The sequence below is a fragment of the Rhodoplanes sp. genome, from assembly GCF_013377085.1.
Classification (GTDB): domain Bacteria; phylum Pseudomonadota; class Alphaproteobacteria; order Rhizobiales; family Xanthobacteraceae; genus Rhodoplanes.
Window position 1 is genome coordinate 16,859 of the sequence record NZ_JACAAX010000056.1, and the last position, 20,702, is coordinate 37,560.

Sequence of the window (20,702 nt, forward strand, 5' to 3'; positions counted from 1 at the left end):
CGGTACGCCGATATGAAGAACTTGGTAATGCAACATAGTGAGGCGGATGTACAAGCGGAACCAGGTCGAATGGGCGTTGTGGCATGCCGTGGCCGGGGATGGCGCCATCGGCGTGGAGCCGGTCATCCAGTTCGTTCACACCGTGAAGCGACTGATCGATATCGATCGGAAGATGGAGATCGATACGACCTCTCGGGAGGATTGGGAGCGTCGGTTCGCCTTCCTGGATGGAACGCCGCAGGGACGGGGCGGCGAGAATATGTACTCGGCTGAGGCGATTGTCTCATTGTGGATCGGCATCCAGTTGCTCGCGGCCGGGCATCCGCAGACGGAGACGATCCAGTTCCTGCGGCGCCTCCGGCCGCTGCTGGATAAGGCGACGGGCTCGCTTCTGCGCGAGCACGAGGCGACGATCGAGGAGGCTCTGCGCCAGAAAGCTTCCGTTGGCGAACGATTGCGCCTCATGCGCTATCTGGCGCCCGATCAACGCCTCTACCTGGTCGCCGAGACCGTGAGCAAGGACGGGGTCTTGAGTGAGCGGACCCGCAAGCCGGGGTCTCGCCTGTCCAACCTGTGCGCCGGTCGGGAGCAACTCGTCGAGTACATCGAGACCTACGTGTCGCGCAGCAAGCGGTTTGCCGTGGTGGAAATCGCCGACGCGGTTCTGGCGATCGCCTACCTGCTGCCGCAAGCCGAACCGGTGCGGCGAGGGCGCCCCGGATGAGATCCTTGACATCCTAGAAAAAGAATGCTATAATTCTTCATACTGGCCGAGTTCGGTCAGCTCGACGCGGGGCGCCGACCGAGAGGTGGGCGCCCTTAACAAGAACAAAAAGGAGAATGACTAAATGGTACAATATGAAGTCAAAGTGATCCGCGATCTCGCGGTGGAGTGGCTGCCGACGACGGGGCTGCGCACGAATCCCCGCAACGCCCGCACCCACAGCAAGCGACAGCTCCAGGCCCTGGCCGGCTGCATCCGCGAGGTCGGGTTCACCAACCCGGTGATCGTCGACGAGGACGGGATGATTCTCGCCGGCCACGGCCGGGTAGGGGCGGCAAAGCTCCTGGGCCTCGACAAGGTCCCGGTGATCCGGATCGGGGCGCTGAGCGAGGCGCAGAAGCGCGCCTATGTGCTGGCCGACAACAAGCTCGCCGAGCGGGCCGGCTGGGACCGCGACATGCTGGCCGTCGAATTGGGCGAGCTGTCGGTCCTGTTGCCGGCCGTCGATCTCTCGCTCGATCTCACCGGGTTCGAGACGGGAGAGATCGACGTGGTCCTGGCCGATCACGAGGAGAAGGCGCAGTCGAGCCGCGACGACGAGGTCGGGCTGGCGCCCGAGACCGCGGTGTCGCGGGTCGGCGACCTGTGGCGCCTCGGCCGTCACCGCATTTTTTGCGGGGACGCCCGGGACGAGGCCTCGCTCGGGCTGCTGCTCGGGGACGAGCGGGCCGACATGGTGTTCACGGATCCGCCCTACAACGTGCCGATCGAGGGGCACGTCATGGGCCGCGGCGGCGTCAAGCACCCCGAGTTCGCCATGGCGAGCGGAGAGATGTCGGAGAGCGAGTTCCGCGACTTTCTCGCTCTGGTGCTGGGTCATGCCGTCCGGGTCTCCAGGGACGGTGCGCTCCACTATGTGGCGATGGACTGGCGCCACATCGCCGACCTGGTCGAGGCAGGCAAGCCGATCTACTCCGGGTTGCGCAACATTTGCGTTTGGACGAAGTCGAACGGCGGGCAGGGGTCTTTGTACCGCAGCCAGCACGAACTCTTCGCCGTGTTCAAGGTGGGCGAGGGCGAGCACGCGAACAATGTCGAGCTCGGCCGCTTCGGGCGTAACCGCTCGAACGTCTGGTCGTACGCCGGTGTGAACACCTTCAAGGTGGGCCGCCAGGAGGAGCTGGCCTTCCACCCGACCGTCAAGCCGGCCGCCCTGGTTGCGGATGCGATCAAGGACGTGACGTCCCGTCACGCGATCGTCCTCGACCTGTTCGGGGGGAGCGGCACCACCCTGATTGCCGCCGAGCGCACCGGGCGGCGCGCCCGCCTGATCGAGATCGAGCCGCGCTACGTCGACGTGACGATCCGGCGCTTCGAGACCCTGACCAAGTCCGATGCCGTCCATGCGGAAACGGGCCGCATCTTCGCCGAGGAAGCTGCCGTGCGCGGCGGCTCCATTCACTGACACGATAAGAAAGACGAAAAATGTCCAAGAACAACAAGAAGACGCGTGAAGCGCTCGACCTCAAGCGCCGCCTCCAGGAGGCGACGCCGGACGAGCGGGCCATCCTGCTCGAGGGGCTCTCCTATGAGGTCGGCTTCGGCAAGCCGCCCCGGTCGTCGCAGTTCCAGCCCGGCCAGTCGGGCAATCCGCGCGGCCGGCCGCAGGGGAGCAAGAATCTCGTGACGATCCTCAAGGAGGAGCTCGAAGCGCCGATCGTCATCAGCGGAAACGGCAAGCGCCGGAAGGCGACCAAGTGGCAGGTGGCGATCCGCCAGCAGGTCCACAAGGCGGCGGCCGACAAGGATACCAAGGCGTTCGCGGTCCTTGCCGATTTGGCGCGCCGCACCGGCCAGCTCGAGGCTGTGCCGACCGTCCAGGCGCCCCCGATTGACGATCGCGATCTCGCCGCCGTCGCTGAATTGGTGCGGCTCTATGACGGGAGTACGCCGGAAGAGGAGGACTCCCTGGTCAAGAATGACGACCGCGGCGACCAGGAGACGTGCTCATGAGCGAGGCCCTGCACGATGCCGTGGCGGCGTATAGGTCGAACTTCGCCTTGTTCGCTACCAAGGCGTTCAACATCGTCAACCCGGGGACGATGTTCTCCGGCACGGTGGCATTCCCGGCCATGGCGCATGCCCTGGCCAAGGTGGCGGCGGGGCGTACCCGCCGCCTTCTGATCACGGTACCGCCGCGGTCGGGCAAGTCCCTGTTGGCCTCGATCGCGCTCCCGGCCTTCGTGCTGGGGCAAGACCCGACGCGGCGAATCATCTGTGCGTCGTACTCGGGCGATCTTGCCGCGAAGCTGGCGCGCGACTGCCGCACCGTGATGACGCACCGGAGCTATCGTCAGCTCTTTCCGGGGACCAAGCTCACCGGCAAGAACACCGAGACCGAGATGGAGACGGCCCATGGTGGGTTCCGGTTCGCCACCTCGGTCGGTGGCACGCTGCTCGGCCGGGGCGGGAACCTCATCGTCGTCGACGACCCCATGAAGCCGGACGAGGCCATGTCGCAGACGGCTCGCGAGCGGGTCTGGGACTGGTTCACCGGGACGGTCGGCTCGCGCCTCGACAACAAGGCCGAGGACGCGATCGTCGTGGTGATGCAGCGTCTCCATGCCGAAGACCTCGCCGGGCTCCTGCTCGACCGGGGCGGCTGGGATCATCTCTGCATCCCGGCCATCGCCGAGACCGACCAGATCCTGCCGATCGGGGCGGGACGGGTCCATCACCGCAAGGTCGGGGAGATCCTCGATCCGGTCCGCGAGCCGCGGGACGTGCTGGACCAGATCAAGGAGGACCTGGGCTCTCGCACCTTCGAAGCCCAGTACCAGCAACAGCCGATCCCAGACCAGGGAGGCCTGGTGACGTGGTCGTGGTTCGCGACCCATAATGGCCAGCCCCAGCGCGGACCGTACGACACCATGGTCGTGAGCTGGGACACCGCGATGAAGGATCGCGAGGTCAACGACTACTCGGTCGGCATTGTCGCCATGGTCCGGGCAACCCGGCAGGTCGACATCCTGGACGTCATCCGCGTCCGGCTCGACTTCCCGGCGCTTCGCAAACGGATCGTCGAGGAGGCCCGTCGTCACAACGCCACGACGCTGATCGAGGCGGCGGGCTCCGGCATCCCGCTGATCCAGGACCTGTATCAGCAGATCCAGGTCATCCAGCGTCAGCCGCTGGGCGACAAGGTGGTTCGCCTGCAGGCCGTGACTCCCATGATCGAAGCCGGCAAGGTCTCCCTTCCGGCCCGCGCACCCTGGCTCGATGCCTTCCGCCGCGAGCTTCTCTCGTTCCCGGGCGGCCGCTACGACGATCAGGTCGATGCCCTCTCCCAGCTCCTCGGCTGGGTCCGCGAGCGCAACATCAGCCGGAACTTGCAAACACGGTACCGGACGACACGGGGATAGAAGAATCCGGCTCGGCGGCGCGCCCGTGCGTCGCAGCCCCTCTCATAATCGCCGAGAACCCCATCGAGTTGCAGAAGACCCAGCTCGCATCCGATCGCACCGGCTAGAGGGCGGCGCCCACCACGCAGGTTTATCTGGTCCTCCACATCGCCACCTATTGTCTCGTCCTCGCCGTGGGTGACTCGATTCTGAGGCTTACGCCGACGCCCGGCTGACGCATCGCGCCATCGAGAAGCTGGTGGCGTTGGCCAGGCGCGAAGGCGTCGTGCTGCGCCAGAGCTCCCGGCGGGTCGCCATCATGGTCGGTCGCTACACCCACGCCCATCAGTTCAACCGCGCCCGCCGCAAGTTTGCCTTCCTGCGCACCCGGCTCGGCCGGGTGATCCATGACATCCGCCGCAAGATCGACGGCGACCCCGTAGGCGAGCAACGCCTCGGAGCGCTGCTCGATCTCGCCGTGCGGGTGCCCCACCAGGACCATCGGCAGCGCGGCCGGAAAGTCTATGCGCTGCACGCCCCGGAGGCGGAGTGCATCGGCAAGGGCAAGGCCCGTCGCCCCTACGAGTTCGGCTGCAAGCTCCACGAGGGCGTGCAGGTCCATTCTGTCGTCGGTCATCGATGGTTCCTCGGTTGCGTCGTGTGTCGCAACCCGACCTTACCGGCGGACCGTCGATGACCACTTACGACACCGCTCGCTCGCTACGGCGCTATGGGAGGCGCGCTCGCGAGCGGCGCCACTACCGCCCTGCTACACCACCATCCGGGACGTGACAGACCCAGGCGGAGGATTGTGACACATTCACGTAATGAGCCGGCATCATTGTGTGGTCTGCTATGCCCGGTGGTGCCCGCAGTGCGTCAGTTTCTGGCAAGTTTTCATCGCTATGTGCTCGGATGTCTCATCGCCGGGGCGGTGCAGAATGTGATCGCTGATTCCGTCGCTGCGGAGACCCCGCTGCCGATGGGAGGGGCAGGCGTTCGGTCGACCGGGCCTGTCGCCTTCGATATTCCCGCGCAGCCACTGGTTTCCGCGCTCGAGGCCTACGGTATCGCGGCCGGGCGAGAGGTGGTCTATAACGGCAATCTCGCGATGGGGCGCCGAACCACGGGCGTGAAAGGTGTGTTCACACCCGAGACAGCGCTGCATATCCTGCTCGACGGAACCGGCTTGTCGCCGCGCTACATGGCCGACGATGCCTTCGTGCTGGTTCCGACCACTGCATTGCCGTCCAATCTCCCGACCAACACGGCTTCGCCGCACGTCGTCGCGCGCTACTACGGCCGAATTCAGGGTGCGCTCAGGCAGGCTTTCTGCTTCGATGCACACACTCGGCCGAGCGATTATCGGGTCGCCGTGAGCTTCTGGATCGCTGCATCGGGTACGGTCTCACGCGTTGAAATCCTCGGCTCGACCGGCGATTCTGATCTCGATTCGGCAGTGGACGACAAGATTCGCGGACTGCCGATCGGAGCGCCTCCGCCAGGTTTTGCCCAGCCCGTCACCCTTGTGGTGGCGCCACGGTCGCAGGGCGCGGAACTGGACTGCGAAACCGCCTCCGCACCGCCTCCGACCGCGCGGGTCTCACGACCATGAGCGACGCCGTCTTTGCCGCACTGAGGCGGCACCTCCTGACGAGGTACGACGATCTCAAGGCACGGCTGACCCGCCGGCTCGGCTCGGCCGATCTGGCCGGTGATGTCTTGCACGACACCTGGCTGCGCCTTGCCCAGGGTGGTGAAATCGCCGGCGTTCGGCATGCGGATGCGTACCTGTTTCAGACCGCCGTCAACATCGCTCGTGACCGGCGGCGTGCCGAGGCCCGCCGCCTCACCGCGATGGAAACGGATGCGCTGCTCGGCATCGCAGACGATTCGCCGAGCCCCTCGCAGGTCGCCGAGACCCGCTCGGACTTGCGCGCCCTCATGACGGTCCTGGCGGAATTGCCGACACGCCAGCGCACCATCCTGCTCGCGGCTCGTCTGGAGGGCGCCCCGCGGCGCGAGATCGCGCTGCGCTATCGGATCTCGGTGCGGCTGGTTCAACGTGAACTGCAGGAGGCCCAGGATTATTGTGCCGCGCGCCTGCGGCGGCTGAGCGGGAGGGGGTTCACATCGGACCACTCGAAAACGTCGGAGACGATGAGACCCCACGAGATCGGGACGTCCCGACCTCCGGTGAGCGAGACATGACCGTGGCTGGCCGGGACACCGAAAACGAGCATCTCGAGCGCGAGGCACACTGGTGGGTGACTCGGCTCGTTTCGGGTGAGGCCACCACGGACGATGCCATGGCGCTCGACGAATGGTGCGCACGAAGTCCCGATCATGCGGCGGCCTTTGCGGGAGCCACACGGCGATGGAAGGATTTCGGGCCGGCTGGGCGGACGCTGCTGGAAGAAGGCCGCATCCCGACATTGGCGCCGTCACCTCCCACCATCAGCCGGCGATTCGCGCTCGGGGGGGCCGGAGCGCTCGCAGCGAGCGCCGCGGCATATGCTCTCGTCACTCCTCCCTTCGGGTTGTGGCCGTCCCTCGCCGAAATGGCGGCGGACTATCGGACTGCAACCGGCGAACAGCGGCACATCAATCTGGCTGCGGACGTCTCGGTCCGGCTGAACACGCAAACCAGCATTGCTTTGATGCCGTCGCCGGAGATTGATCGCGTTCGCCTTCTGTCCGGCGAAGCCGGTTTCTCCACGCAGGCGTCGAGACCGCTGGTCGTGCTGGCCGGCGGCGGCCGGAGCGAGGCGACGCGCGCGCGGTTCCAGGTCCGGGCCTTCGGCGACACGGTCACGGTGACCTGCCTCGAGGGGGAGATTCGCGCCGATCATGGTAGCCAATCCGCAGCAATAGGTCCGCAGCACCAGCTCCGGTATGGTCCCGGCGGCCTCGGCCCGGCCGTCGGCGTCGATCCGGCCGAAGTCGCGGCGTGGCAGGACGGCATCCTGGTGTTCCGGTTCACGCCGCTCGAAGACGTGATCGTGGAGATCAATCGCTATCGCTCGGGCCGCGTGATCCTCGTCAATGCGGCTCTGGGACGCAATCCGGTCAACGGGCGGTTCCGGATTCAGCGCATCGACGAAGTGCTCACATGGATCGAGCAGGCATTCGGTGCGACCGCACGGTTCCTTCCCGCCGGGCTGGTTTTGGTGAGCTGACCGAACGGTCGGCTTCGACGTTAATAATTCACAAACATTCTTGTTCACGTTTGGGCGGGGGTTTTCGTCTCTCCTGAGGATCGCGGATCATGGCCCTCGCCGGCCGTGGCCGCGTCGTCGTGCGATCTGCAATTTCAAAGGCCTCTTCCATGCCGGTCTCTTCTGTCGACGTCGTCCGCCGCCGTGCCGGCGGGAGCCTCCGCCATGCGGCGCTTCTCGCCGGCGCGAGCGTGCTTGCGCTCGTGATCGGCTGTCGCGGTGTGGTTGCGGGCGATCTCCGGTCCGGGATGGCGGGATCGGGGGCGGGGTCTGCGGCGGCCGCGACCGTGGCGGCGACGACGGCGGCGGCGCAGCAGGCTGCGACGATCGCGGCGCAGAGCCAGGCGGCGCTGACGCGGGCGTCGCAGACGCTGCAGGCGATGCGGGCGGCGCAGAGCGCGGCGCGGGCCGCGGCGAGTGCGGCGGCGAGCAGCGGGGTGACGGACGGGCTGTCGACGGGCGGCCTCGTCGTCGATCCACGCGTGACGGCGGGCGACACCAGCCTGTGGGTCAATGCGACGCTGCCTACCCAGACGACCAGCGCCGGCCAGACGACCGTGACGGTGCAGCAGACGGCGCAGCGCGCCATCGCGACCTGGCAGCAGTTCAACGTCGGCAAGAGCACGACGCTGTATTTCGACCAGAGCGCCGGCAACTCTACTAACGGCAACTCGTGGGTGGTGCTCAACCGCATCGATGCGACCGGCAGCCCGAGCAAGATCCTCGGCCAGATCAAGGCCGAGGGGACGGTGCTGATCATCAACCCCAACGGCATCATCTTCACCGGGACGAGCCAGATCAACGTCCACACGCTGATCGCCTCGTCGCTCGACATCAACAGCTACGGCGGCAGCGCCACCAATTACGGGGTGCTCAATTCGACGGGAAGCTACACCCAGATCAGCGTCGGCGGCGTGGCGCAGACCACGGCGAGCGGCAGCGCCGTGCTGGCGCCCGCCAACGAGGCCAACGGCAACACCCAGTTCCTGGCGAGCGGGCTGTACCTCAACGGCGCGACCACGACCACGGGCGGCACGCTGGTGCTGTCGACGAGCCCGTCGGCCGGCGGCAATGCCGGCGTCGTGGTCGAGAAGGGCGCCATCATCACGACGGCGGACAACGTCTCGGGCTTCGACAATGGCGGCTACGTGGCGCTGATCGGGCCGCAGGTGAGCAATGCCGGCAGCATCGCCACGGCGGCTGGGCAGATCATTTTGGCGGCGGGCAGCACCGTGCTGTTGACGGAACCCGCCTCGAGCTCGAGCGCGACCGGCTTGACGGTCACCAATGTGGTGCCGACCGGCACGTCGCTGGTCTACACGCCGGCCGCCGTCTCGGGGGGCGCCTATGCCGTCAACACGGCGGACGGCATCCTGCTGTCGACCCGCGGCAATGTCACGCTGGTCGGCGACACGGTCGATCAGCTCGGCTTCGCCGAGGCGACCACCAGCATCACGCGAGCCGGCTCCCTCACCCTGACGGCGACCGGCACGCCGACGGCGAGCAATCCCGACCTCGGGCTTGTGCTGTTCGGCTCCGGCAGCATCACCACGATCCTGCCGGAGCAGAACGGCGAGACGATCCCGACCAGCTCGGTGTCGAGCTTCGTCGCGCCGTCGATCGCCGTGACGGCCACCACCCTGGACATGACGTCGGGGTCGCTGATCGTCGCCCCCGGCGCGGCCATGACGGTGAGCCTGCCGTCGACCGCCACGGCCGGGACCGGGCGGGTGCTGCTGGAACAGGGCAGCGAGATCAACCTCGCCGGGCTGACCGGGGTGACGCGCTCGGTGAGCGACTATCTCTACACCTTCGTGGTCACGGCCAACGACGTCGCCGACACGCCCCTGGCGCAGAGCCTGATCGGCCAGACTGTGACCATCGACCTCAGCCGCTCCGGCACCCGTTCCGACGGCGAGACCTGGGTCGGCTCGCCGCTGTTCGCGTCCTCTGGCGCCGGGTATCTGGCCAACATCACCCAAAAAATCGACCAGCTCCTGACCAAGGGCGGCTCGCTGACGATCGGGTCCGGCCTGGCCTACAAGGACGTGATCACGGCGCCCGGCTCGAGCGTGAACGTGTCGGGCGGCTGGATCAGTTTCACGGGCGCGACGGTGTCGACCACAAGGCTGATCGGCGCGGACGGCAAGGTCTACGACATCGGCAGTGCCGATCCGTTCATCACCTACAGCGGCCTCGCCGGCACCACCGCGGTCGCCCACGCGCACTGGAGCGTCACCGACACGTACACCAACCTGTTGCGGCCGAGCACGACCTACAAGGCCGGGTATATCGACGGCGTCAACGCCGGCAGTATCGCGCTCACGGCCGTCAACCCAGTGCTGGAAGGGACGATTGCGGGCGACATCGTGATCGGCACCAGCCAGCGGGCGCTGGCCCAGACGGCGACCGGGACGAGCGGCGCCCAGACGACGCCGGACGAGCTGCCGACCGGCGCCTCGCTGACCATCACGCTGACGGCGCCCGACAGCTACACCAGCGCCGACGCCGTGGTGCTGGCCGAGACCGCCGGCGACGTGCTCGGCGCGGGATTCGGCCGGGACTCGGTGCTGACGCTGCCCACCGGAAGCGCCACGGTCACGCTCAGCAACGGGCTGTCCTACACCAATGCCTATTCGATCCTCACCTATTCGACGGCGGTGCTGTCGGCGGCCAATTTCGGCTCGATCACCATCAAGGGCGCGCGCGAGCTGTCGATGCAGGAGGGCGCCAGCCTCACGGTGCGCTCCGGCGGCGCCATCACGCTGACCGGCGTCACCACCATCGACGGCACGCTGACGGCGCATTCCGGCAGCATCACGATCACGGGCGACACGCCGACGGCCGCCACCAACACGGCGCCGGCCGTGGCGGCCGTGACGATCGGGGCCCATGCGCTGCTCGACGTCTCGGGCCTGTGGGTCAACGACAGCGGCCTCGACGCCGACACGCTGCAGGGCGCGGCCTATATCGACGGCGGCACCGTCTCGATCAAGACGCTGAACGAGAGCACCTACACGGGTAAGGGCAACTCGTCGGGCTACATCGTCACCAGCGCGACCGACACCACCCAGTCGATCGTGCTGGCCGCCGGCAGCGTCATCGACGTCTCCAGCGGCGGCTATGTCACGACCAAGGGCGTGCTGAAGACCGGCTCCGACGGCTTGGCCGCAGGCAAGGGCGGCAGCCTGTCGCTGCTCACCTATGCCAGCAGCTTCACCGACCATCTCGCCTACGATGCGACGCTGGGCGGCTATTACGTCTCGGTCGATCCGAGCATCAGCACCACCTATGCGGCGATCGCGCCGACCGGCACCCACATGCCGAACGCCGCCACCGTGGCGATGAACGGCACCATCCTGGCCGGCGGCCTGTCCACCGGCGGCACCCTCACGCTGCAGGCGCCGATCATCACCATCGACGGCGCCGCCACGGCGGTCGCCACCATCACGTCGGGCAGCCAGGCCGGCACCATCGTGCTGCCGACCTCGTTCTTCACCGGCGGCTTCTCGGCCTATGCGCTGACCGCGACCTATGGCTCCATCACGGTCACGGCCGGCACCACACTGACGCTGCAGCAGAGCAACTACCTGGTCTCGGCCGCCGCCGGCCTGCCGGCGACCGGGGCGCGGCTGAGCGAGTTCGCCAGCCTCGGCCTCGCCGCCGACGGGCTGCGCCACGCCGTCAGGCTCAGCCTGACCGAGCAGGGCTATGCCAATGGCGGCAGCGACGTCACCAGCAACACGGCCGGCATCGTCATCGGCGCCGGCGCCAGTATCGTCGCCGACCCGCAGGCCGCCGTCACACTGACGGCCGCCGGCGCCATCACGGTGCTGGGCGCGATCGTCGCGCCGGCCGGCAGCATCACGCTGACCACCGACGAATCTGCGGTCCGCAACTCCAGCCTGTGGGGCGCCGCGCAGGACATCTGGATCGGCGCCGACGCCGTGCTGGACGTCTCCGGCGTGTTCTTGCCCAATCCGAAGGTCACTGCCTACGCCACCGGCACGGCGCTCGATGCCGGCTCGATCACGCTGTCGAGCTTCAGCGCCGCCGGCAACGGCACCATCGTGGCGCTGGCGGGCGCGCGGTTCGATCTGTCGGGCGCCAGCGCGACGGTCGAGCGGCCGACGGCCGCGGCGACGTTCGGCCGCTCGGAGCTGGCGACCCGGCAGGTGTGGAGCAACGGCGGCACCCTGACGCTGTCCGGCACCAGCCTGTACTTCGCCGGCACCATCGACGCCGCCGGCGGCGCCGCCTCCGCCTCGGGCGGCAGGCTCAACCTCGGCACGCTGGTCACCACCAGCAACGGCACCGCGGTGAACGCCTACGGCACCATCGTGATCGCCCAGAGCGGCGACGTCGCCGCCGCCTTCGCCGGGGGCACGGCGCCGACCACCCAGGCGCAGTTGAGCGCGCTGCTGCCGGGGGCGAGCGGCAAGGCCTTCATCACGGCCGACACCATCGATGCCGCCAACAGCGGCCTCGACACGGTGTCGCTCATGGGCACGGCCATCGCCTTCACGGGCCATGTCGGCCTCGCGATCCCGGGCGCCCTCTATCTCGACGGCAACATCACGCTGCTGCCGGGCGGCCTCGGCCCGTCGTCGCCGGCCTCCGCCTACGCGTCGAGTGCGACGGCCTCCGGCATCCCCACCATCGGGGCCACCACGGTGACACTGGACGCCGGCTACATCCGCTGGCTCAGCGGCACGGTCGTCGCCCCGACGCTCGCCGACGGCACCCTCACGCTGCGCGCCAGCGCCCAGATCGACCTCGCCGGCGTCGTCAGCGTCGCCAACGCCGCCCAGGTCAATCTGGTCAGCGGCGGCGACGTGCGCTTCCTCAACGGCGGCGAGTCCGACATCGCCGCCTATCTCACGACCGTCGCCTACCGCGCGACCAGCACCGCCAGCCTGACCTCGAGCGGCTCCGGCGGCATGCCGTCGGCCGGCGCGCTGCTGGTCGCCGACAACCTGACCGTCACAGCCCGCGAGGTCTATCCGGCGACCGATGCGGCCTTCCTGCTGATGTCGCTCGGGCTCGCCCCGAGCACGGCGGCGGGCACCCACGCCACCATCGCGTTCGCGTCGAACGGGGCGACACCCACGGCGCCGCTGTCGGCCGGCGGCGCCATCCTGGTCGATGCCGCGACCATCGTGCAGGGCGGGGCGCTCTACGCCCCGCTTGGCACCATCCAGCTCGGCTACGGCGCCAGCCAGACCCTGCCGGCCATCTATGTCGGCGCCGCCGCCGACACCGGCAGCAACGCCTACGATCCGGTCGGCAACGTCTTGACGGGCGTGCTCAATGCGATCCTGTCGTCGGTGGCGACCCGCACCACCGCCAGCGTCACGCTCGCCGCGGGCAGCGTCACCTCGGTGTCGGCGGCCGGGCTCTCCATTCCCTACGGCACCACCACGGACGGCACCACCTGGACGGACGGCGGCGTCACGCTCAGCGGCCCGCCCGCCAAGCTGATCGTGCTGGGCGGCGCCTCCGTCTCTACCCAGGCGGGCGCCGTGATCGACGAGCGCGGCGGCGGCGACGTCTACGCCACCGAGTTCGTCGCCGGCACCGGCGGCAGCCGCAACGTGCTGACCACCACGAGCCAGACCGTCTACGCCCTGGTGCCGAGCGCCGCCGCCAAGGTGGCGGCCTACGATCCGAGCTTCGGCACCACGGTGGTGGCCGGCACGGCCGTGACGCTCGCCGGCGGCAACGGCATCGCGGCCGGCACCTATGTGCTGATGCCGGCCATGTACGCGACGCTGCCGGGCGCCTACCGGGTCGTGGTTATCTCGACCAATACGGCCGCCGCCTCGGTCAACGCCGTCACGGCCGACGGCTCGATCATCACCACCGGCACGTTGACCAACGCCATCACCGGAGCGACGTCGTCGCAGACGGCGCTGCTGAAGATCCAGTCGAGCAGCACCTGGAACAAATACTCCGAGATCGACATCAGCACCGGCAATGCCTACTTCGCCGCGCTCGCCGCGACCAACGGCACCGCGACGCCGCGCCTGCCGATCGACGCCGGCCAATTGGTCATCGCCGCCGCGACCGCGCTCGGCCTCGAGGCCACCAACCTGTTCGCGCCCGCATCGGGTGGGCGCGGCGGCCAGGTCGACATCACCGGCACCAGCCTGCTGGTCGCGGCGAGCGACCTCAGGTCGAGCTTTGCCGGCAACAGCGCCTACAGCGGCTACCTGATCCTCGATGCCGACCAGATCTCGGCGCTGGGAGTGGAGAGCGTGCTGATCGGCGGCACCCGCTCGACCACCACGGCCGGCACCCTGATCACGGCGTCGGCCCAAAACCTCGAGGTCGCCACCGACGCCGCCCATCCGCTGAGCGGGCCCGACCTGCTGCTGGTGTCGCTCGCCCCGACCACGGCCGGCGCGAGCCGCGGGCTCGTCGTCGACGCCGGCAGCGTCGTCGTCGCCAAGGGCAGCGTCACGTCGGCGGCCGACACCGCGCTGATCGTCGGCGTGACGGGCGGGGCGAGCGGCGACGGATCGCTGCTGCGCGTTTCCGCCGGCGGCATGGTGAGCGTGACGCGCAACACTGTCGCCGCGACGCCGCTCGGCAGCCTGACCATCGGGGCCGGCGCGACGCTCGCCGGCACCACGCTGACGCTCGACACCAGCGGCACCACGTCGGTCGCCACCGACGCGGTACTGACCGCCCAAAACTTCGATCTCGCCGCCAACATCGTCAATATCGGCGGCGGCAGCGGCGGCCTCGTTGTGTCGTCGAGCCTGATCGCCAGCTTCGCCGGCGCCGACACGGTGCGGCTGCGCTCGGCCTCGGTGTTCAACCTCTACGGCGACGCCGCCTTCGGCCGCGCCGACGCGCCGATTAAAACCCTGACCTTCGACGGCAGCGGGTTTTACAGCGACGGCGGCACCACCACGGTCGCGGCCGGCAACATCGTCCTGACCAACAGCCAGGCGACGGTCAGCACCGCGGGCGCCAACACGGCCGGGAGCGGCGGCGCGCTGGTGCTCGACGCCGCCGGCGTCGTCACGTTCGCGGCCGGCACCAAGACCGCGTCCGGCTTCGCCGCCGTCACGGCGACGGCCGGCACCGAGTTCGCGTTCACGGGCACCGGCAGCCTCGACGCCAAGGCCGCGGCCGTCACGCTCACAGCGCCCGTCGTGGTCGCCGACGCCGGCGCCGTGCAGTCGCTGACCACCACGGGCACGCTGACGCTGGCGCGCGGCGCCGGCACGGCCCCGACCCTCGACCCGAGCGCGATCGGCGGCAGCCTGACCCTGACGGCCGGCTCGATTGTCGCCGGCGGCACCCTGGTCGCCCAGGCCGGCAAGCTGACGCTGGAGGCGACCTCGGGCGATCTCATCGTATCGTCCGGTGCGAGCCTCACGGCCGCCGGCACCCGCGTCACCCTGTTCGACCTCGTCGAGGACACGCCGGGCGGCACCATCAAGCTGATCGCCGACGCCGGCAATTTGAGCATCGCCTCGGGCGCCACCGTCGACGTCTCGGCTGCCGGCAACGGCTATGCCGGCACGCTGGCGATCTCGGCCAAGGGCATGGCGACGCTCGACGGCACGCTGAAGGGCAATGCGGCCTACAACGACCTCGGCGGCAATCTTGTGCTCAGCGCCGGCAGCCTCGCCGGCAACCTGCCGCTCACCGCGTTCACGGGCAGTTTTGAAATCAGCCTCGGCCAGGGCGACATCACCATCGCGCAAGGCCAGACGCTGACCTCGGCCAATGTGCTGCTGGTGACCAACAACGGCAGCATTCTGGTCGACGGCACCATCGATGCGTCGAGCCCCTCCGGCGGCACCATCGCGCTCTATGCCACCGGCACTTCGACCGCGGCTGCCGGCACACCCGGCGCCACCGGCATCACCATCGGATCGACCGCAAGGCTCTACGCCCGCTACAAGGCCGACGACCCCAGCGATCCCGCTTATGCCGACGGCGCCTCGACGCTCACCGAGCGCGGCGGCACCATCGCGCTCGGCACCACCGGCACGCCCGACGGCAGCCTCAACGGCACCTACGGCTATCAGAACGTGCCGGCCTCGGGCGCCATCACGGTGGCGTCGGGCGCGATCTTCGACGTCTCCGGCGGGCCGGGGGATTCCACCGGCAATATCGACACCACCGGCGGCAGCGTCATCGTCCGCGCCCCGATCCTCACCAGCAACACCATCAATGTCAGCTTCAAGGGTACGCTGGTCACCAACGCCAAGGCCGACGGCACGCCCTCCGGCAACGGAATTGTCGCCGATGCCTTCGCCACCTGGAGCACCACCGACAATGCCAGCGTCCTGACAAAGCACTTCGACGGCATCGTCGATCCCGCCGGCTGGTACGACGCGACCGGCACGCTGCTCGCCGGCAGCTTCGGCCTCACCACCACCTATACGATCATCGGCGGGGCCACCACGCCCACCACCACGGCGCTGGCGACCTGGAGCGGCACCGGCCTGAGCTTCACCTCTGCGACCCAGAGCATCACTTACGGCACCAGCAACAAGCCCTATACCGCGACCTATGTCTGGGACAGCACGACACAGAGCCTGACCGTCACCATCAAGCAGGACTCCACCACGATCAGCACCACGACCTACAGCGGCACCGCCGTGGTGCTGGCCTATCTGCTGGCCAACGAGAATTTCGTTCCGACGAGCTACAACGACAGCCACCAGACCTTCTACGGCTATGTCGGCGGTGTCGAGTCGGGCGGAGCCGGCACGCTGATGAGCTTCGTGCAGAATCCGTTCAGCGGCAACGACGCCGCGGTCGCGGCGAGCTTCGCCGGCGCGCAACTGCAGATCGCCGGCTCGGGCTCCACGACGGCGCTGCCGGCCTCGATGCTGCATCTGAAACCCGAGGTCGAACTGGTCAATCCGTCCACCGGCATCAATTCCGGCGATATCCGCGTGCTGACCAACTGGAATCTCGGCGCCACCAATTCCAGCGGCACGCTCGTCTATCGCCACAACGGCGAGGCGCCGGTGCTGACGCTGCGCGCCGCCAACGACGTCGCCATCAAGGCCAGCATCACCGACGGGTTTGCCGAAACCAGCGCGGTCGGGACGGTGACGACGGTCGTCGGAAATACTTATGGAAATGCTTCCACCGCCTATACGGCAGTGACGACAGGTTCCACTTGTACCACCAGTGCCGCGACGTATGCATGCGCGACGACGACGATCAGCGCGGGAAAAATCCAGGCGCTCGGGGTCAGTAATGTTGCTTCTTTGGAGACATTGACGGCGCCAACGGTTTATACGGCCCTCGGCTACAGCAGCGACACATCCGATTATTATTACTACCTCTACGGGGCAAGCTCGGGATCGACCTATACGTACAGCTACATCAGTCAATATAAAAACTATCTATATTATGGGCTGTACTTTAACAGGGCCTATTATAAAGCTCTGACATATAAAACGGACGGTTCTGTTGCGACCGGAATTACGCTCGCGACGACCACTGTTGCGAATACCAGCTCTGCTATCTATAACTACGCTCAAACAGCGCTTACAAATCTAGCTCTGGCGAACTCCTACTGGGCTCAGATTTCCAGCCGGAATGGCGCTTTTGCAAACCTTAATCTCTACAGTAAATATCTGAGTGCCTATTCCTCTTATATCAATGCTTACAAGAACTGGAGCAACTCGAAGCTCACCGCGACCAACTACGGGATTGGCGAGTACGGCCAGACCCCGAAGGTGCTGGACCCGACATTGCTTGCCGCATCGGTCGCCGCCGGAACGGTCAATTCGGCCCAGGTCGACAACAGCCCGTCGCCGGTCGCGTCGTCGAGCAACATGTCGCCGATCGCGGGGATGAATCTGGCGGCGGAGGCATCAAGCACGTCGTACCGGATCGTCGCCGGCGCGGCGACCGCGAGCGCCGATCCGCTCGCTACCACGCGCACCGGCACCGGCAACGTCACCATCGACAGCCATACCGCCTATCTCAGCCCGGCGACCGATTCGCTCGGGCGGACGCTGACCATCGACGTGCCGACCATCCTGCGCACCGGCACCGGCTCGATCGACATCGCGGCGGCCGGCAGCTTTGAATTGCTCGACCAGACCGCGCCGGGCGTGGTCTACACCGCCGGCACGGTCGCGGCCAACGCCGTGGGCTACACGGCGCCGACGCTCACGACCACGACCACGTCCAACGGGCTCCTCACCACGCCGGTGTGGGCCACGGGCGGCGGCAACATCACGATCAATGTCGGCCGCGACATCATCGGCATCGAGACCCCGACCGACAGCGACGGCAGCCAGACCGGCGGCGTCGGCGTCTCCACTGGGCAGTTCTGGAGCGCGTGGTACTTCACCGCCGGCAAGGTGACCGGCACGGCGACGCCGTTCGACTCGAGCGCCGGCGGCGTGCAGTACGGCGCCTGGATCAACTACGGCACTTTCGGCCAGGGCATCGGCGCGCTCGGCGGCGGCAATGTCACGCTGAAAGCCGGGCGCGACATCTATGACATCTCGGTGTCGCTGCCCGAGACCCTCCAGGTCTCCGGCGGCACCTCGGCCGGAAGCACGCCGGTCGTGCACTATTACGGCGGCGGCGATCTTCTGGTTCAGGCCGGCGGCAATCTCTACAGCTCGACCTTCTATGTCGGCCGCGGCACCGGCCTGATCCAGGTCGGCGGCGACGCGGTCGCCGATCCCAAGAACCCCGTCACCGGCAAGGCGACCCAGGTCGCCACCACCTATTACAACAACGGCGTGCCGACCATCACCGATCCGAACTCCGGCAAGACCACCTATACGGCGGTGCCGCTGCTGCTGGCCGTGCAGGACGGCTTCATCACCGTGCAGGCGCTCGGCGACATCACGCTCGGCGGCATTTTCGAGCCGACCCGGATTCCGGCCGACAGCGCCAGGCTCGTCACCGCCAGCCTGCCCACCGGCTTCGGCGTCGGCTTCGACAGTTTTGGTGCTTCGAGCGGCGTCGCGCTCATGAGCACGGTCGGCGACATCACGATCGAGACGCTGAAGCCGGGCTCCATCAGCTACAACGGGGTCACCGGGACGCTGTTCACCCGAAACGGCGTCGGCTCCGGGTCGGACAGTGTCGTCACCACGCCGGCGACCCTGGAGGTCGAGGCGATCACCGGCGACATCGCCATCGTCAACAACCTGACGCTGTTCCCCTCGGCGACCGGCTCGCTGACGCTGGCGGCCGGCGGCTCGCTCGCCACGGCGAGTTACAACGCCTCCGGCAACCCGACCACTTTCAGCGTCACCATGCTGGACGCCAACAACTCCGGGCTCCAAAGCATTCTGGGGATTCCGACCCCGACCGTGCTGGCGTCGGCGGTGCACGCCGGCGATTCTGGCTCGGCGATCATCTATGCCGGGCAGGACATCACCGGCATCTTCACCTTGATCGAGCAGGCCAAGGTCGAGGCCGGCCGCGACATCGTCAACACCACCTTCACGGGCCAGAACAACTCGGCCTCCGACATCACCAGCATCATCGCCGGGCGCGACATCCTGGCTGCGATCACGACGCTCAGCACCGGTGTGGTGGTGAACAACGCCAGCACCTTCACGCTCTACGGCCCCGGCGATCTTTTGGTCCAGGCCGGGCGCAATCTCGGGCCGTTCACCACCACGGCCTCCGGCGGCGGCATTTTTGCGGTCGGCGACGGCAGCAACTGCAGCAGCGCGATCTGCGGCAGCGTGGTGAAGTCCTATCTGCCGGTCGAGGGCGCCGACATCACGGCGCTGTTCGGGGTCGGCAACGGCATGGACATCGCCGCGGCGATCGCGGCTTACATCGATCCGGCTGCGGCCAAGACTGCCGGCATCGACTATCTGCCGACCATCGCAAGAGTCCTCGGGGTGAGCGAGAGCGACGCCTGGGCGGCCTTCCAGGCGCTGCCGGCAGCGCGCCAAAAGCTTCTGGTCGAGCGCGCCTTCCTGGATTTCCTCACGCAGGTCAGCACCGACTACAACACCGCGTCGAGCGCCTATTACCAGCAATACGCCCGCGCCTACGCGACCATCGCCACGCTGTTCCCGGCCTCGCTCGGCTACACGCAGAACAACACCGGCTCGTCGAACGGCGCGTCCGTCAGGGTGCGCACCGGCGACCTGCGGATGGCGCATTCGCTGATCGAGACCCAGACGGGCGGCGACATCAACATCCTCGGCCCCGGCGGCTCGGCCTATGTCGGCTCGAACTCATCCGACAGCCTCTCGGCGGCCCAGCAGGGCATCCTGACCCTGCAGGGCGGCACCATCCGCGCCTACACGGACGGCGACGTGCAGATCTACCAGAGCCGCATCTTCACCGAGCAGGGCGGCGACATCGATCTGTTCAGCGCCAACGGCGACCTCAAGGCCGGCAAGGGCCCGAAGACCAAGACGGCCTATCCGCCCCTGAAACTGATCTGCGACACCGACGGCTATTGCCGGGTCTCGCCGGCCGGCCTCGTCACCGGCGCCGGCATCGGCGCGCTGCTCTCGGTGCCGGGCCAGGACCCGACCAAGAGCAACGTCGTGCTCACCGCGCCGCACGGCACCGTCGACGCGGGCGCCGCCGGCATCCGCGTGGCGGGCAACCTCAACATCGTCGCCCTGCAGATCCTCAACGCCTTCAACATCCAGGTGCAGGGCACCACGGCCGGCCTGCCCGCCGCCCCCGCAGCCCCCAACATCGGCGCCCTGACCACCGCCAACAACGCCGCCGGCGCCGCGGCCAAGGCCGCCGAAACGCCTGCCTCCGACCGCGGCGGCGAACGTCCCTCCGTCATCATCGTCGAAATCCTCGGCTACGGGGGAGGGGACGAGAATGCGCCGCCGTCGCGCCAGAACGAGAGGCAACGGCGCAGCAGCCGCGACGAGGAGCGCTACGATCCGAACAGCGCGTTCCGGCTGGTCGGCAATGGGCACCTGACTCCGCAACAGCGGCAGGCTCTCACCGAGGAGGAGAGAGCCTATTTCGACCAGAAGGTGGAGCGACGCGGCGCGCGTTGAACGTGACATCGGCCGATGCAGGAGGCGCGGGCGAAGGTGTCTTTGGCCGCCGCCTGCGGACCGGCGAAAACCGGTTTCGACCTCTCGTCGTTGTTGCCGATGACGGCCGAATCCGCGGCGTGAGCACGCGTGAGAGTGTCCGCGACGACGGCGTGCCGTCCTGTGTCGCCTGCCTGGAGACATCGTGCAGGTATATTGTCTTGGTGTCATGGCAGCGCTCGATGCCCGGCGCGAGATGACCGTTCGGCGACGGCGGGAGCCTGGCGAACTGTTGCTGTCGCGTGCTCTTAGAGCGGAATCCGATTAGGGTCCGGACTCATAACCAGTAGCAGACGGTCGCGGCGATGTGGACCGCGGC

General features: G+C 67.9%; 8 protein-coding genes and 1 pseudogene. All 9 read left to right on the forward strand.

Annotation, left to right across the window (positions count from 1 at the left end):
• Nucleotides 1–46: 46 nt before the first annotated feature.
• The gene (locus HXX10_RS26575) at nucleotides 47–724 is read left to right on the forward strand and encodes a hypothetical protein (protein ID WP_296526342.1); all 678 of its coding nucleotides are present in this window, start codon (nucleotides 47–49) and stop codon (nucleotides 722–724) included.
• A 124-nt stretch (nucleotides 725–848) separates the two neighbouring features.
• Nucleotides 849–2,189 (forward strand): DNA methyltransferase, encoded by a 1,341-nt coding sequence (locus HXX10_RS26580; RefSeq protein WP_296526343.1) that lies wholly within the window; start codon nucleotides 849–851, stop codon nucleotides 2,187–2,189.
• 20 nt (nucleotides 2,190–2,209) lie between these two features.
• Nucleotides 2,210–2,737 carry a DUF5681 domain-containing protein gene (locus tag HXX10_RS26585; protein ID WP_296526344.1) on the forward strand — a complete coding sequence of 176 codons (528 nt, stop codon included), beginning with the start codon at nucleotides 2,210–2,212 and terminating at the stop codon, nucleotides 2,735–2,737.
• Nucleotides 2,734–4,146, forward strand: coding sequence for a phage terminase large subunit (terL, locus tag HXX10_RS26590; RefSeq protein ID WP_296526345.1), 1,413 nt, complete (start codon nucleotides 2,734–2,736; stop codon nucleotides 4,144–4,146). The genes HXX10_RS26585 and terL overlap by 4 nt, the downstream gene beginning before the upstream one ends.
• 202 nt (nucleotides 4,147–4,348) lie before the next feature.
• Nucleotides 4,349–4,726, forward strand: a pseudogene (locus HXX10_RS26595) (IS5/IS1182 family transposase); the annotation flags it as partial.
• A 273-nt stretch (nucleotides 4,727–4,999) separates the two neighbouring features.
• Nucleotides 5,000–5,740, forward strand: coding sequence for a TonB family protein (locus HXX10_RS26600; RefSeq protein WP_296526346.1), 741 nt, complete (start codon nucleotides 5,000–5,002; stop codon nucleotides 5,738–5,740).
• Nucleotides 5,737–6,336, forward strand: coding sequence for an RNA polymerase sigma factor (locus HXX10_RS26605; RefSeq protein ID WP_296526347.1), 600 nt, complete (start codon nucleotides 5,737–5,739; stop codon nucleotides 6,334–6,336). The genes HXX10_RS26600 and HXX10_RS26605 overlap by 4 nt, the downstream gene beginning before the upstream one ends.
• The gene (locus HXX10_RS26610) at nucleotides 6,333–7,304 is read left to right on the forward strand and encodes a FecR domain-containing protein (protein ID WP_296526348.1); all 972 of its coding nucleotides are present in this window, start codon (nucleotides 6,333–6,335) and stop codon (nucleotides 7,302–7,304) included. Before HXX10_RS26605 ends, HXX10_RS26610 begins: the two co-directional genes overlap by 4 nt.
• A gap of 149 nt (nucleotides 7,305–7,453) precedes the next feature.
• On the forward strand, nucleotides 7,454–20,344 hold the full coding sequence (locus tag HXX10_RS26615; RefSeq protein ID WP_296526349.1) for a filamentous haemagglutinin family protein: 12,891 nt from the start codon (nucleotides 7,454–7,456) through the stop codon (nucleotides 20,342–20,344).
• The last annotated feature ends 358 nt before the right edge of the window (nucleotides 20,345–20,702 follow it).

What these genes read in the sequence shown, in the direction of transcription:
- HXX10_RS26585 (WP_296526344.1), top strand. Translation starts at nt 2,210, where the DNA reads ATGTCCAAGAACAACAAGAAGACGCGTGAAGCGCTCGACCTCAAGCGC.
- HXX10_RS26580 (WP_296526343.1), top strand. Translation starts at nt 849, where the DNA reads ATGGTACAATATGAAGTCAAAGTGATCCGCGATCTCGCGGTGGAGTGG.
- terL (WP_296526345.1), top strand. Translation starts at nt 2,734, where the DNA reads ATGAGCGAGGCCCTGCACGATGCCGTGGCGGCGTATAGGTCGAACTTC.
- HXX10_RS26575 (WP_296526342.1), top strand. Translation starts at nt 47, where the DNA reads ATGTACAAGCGGAACCAGGTCGAATGGGCGTTGTGGCATGCCGTGGCC.
- HXX10_RS26610 (WP_296526348.1), top strand. Translation starts at nt 6,333, where the DNA reads ATGACCGTGGCTGGCCGGGACACCGAAAACGAGCATCTCGAGCGCGAG.
- HXX10_RS26605 (WP_296526347.1), top strand. Translation starts at nt 5,737, where the DNA reads ATGAGCGACGCCGTCTTTGCCGCACTGAGGCGGCACCTCCTGACGAGG.
- HXX10_RS26615 (WP_296526349.1), top strand. Translation starts at nt 7,454, where the DNA reads ATGCCGGTCTCTTCTGTCGACGTCGTCCGCCGCCGTGCCGGCGGGAGC.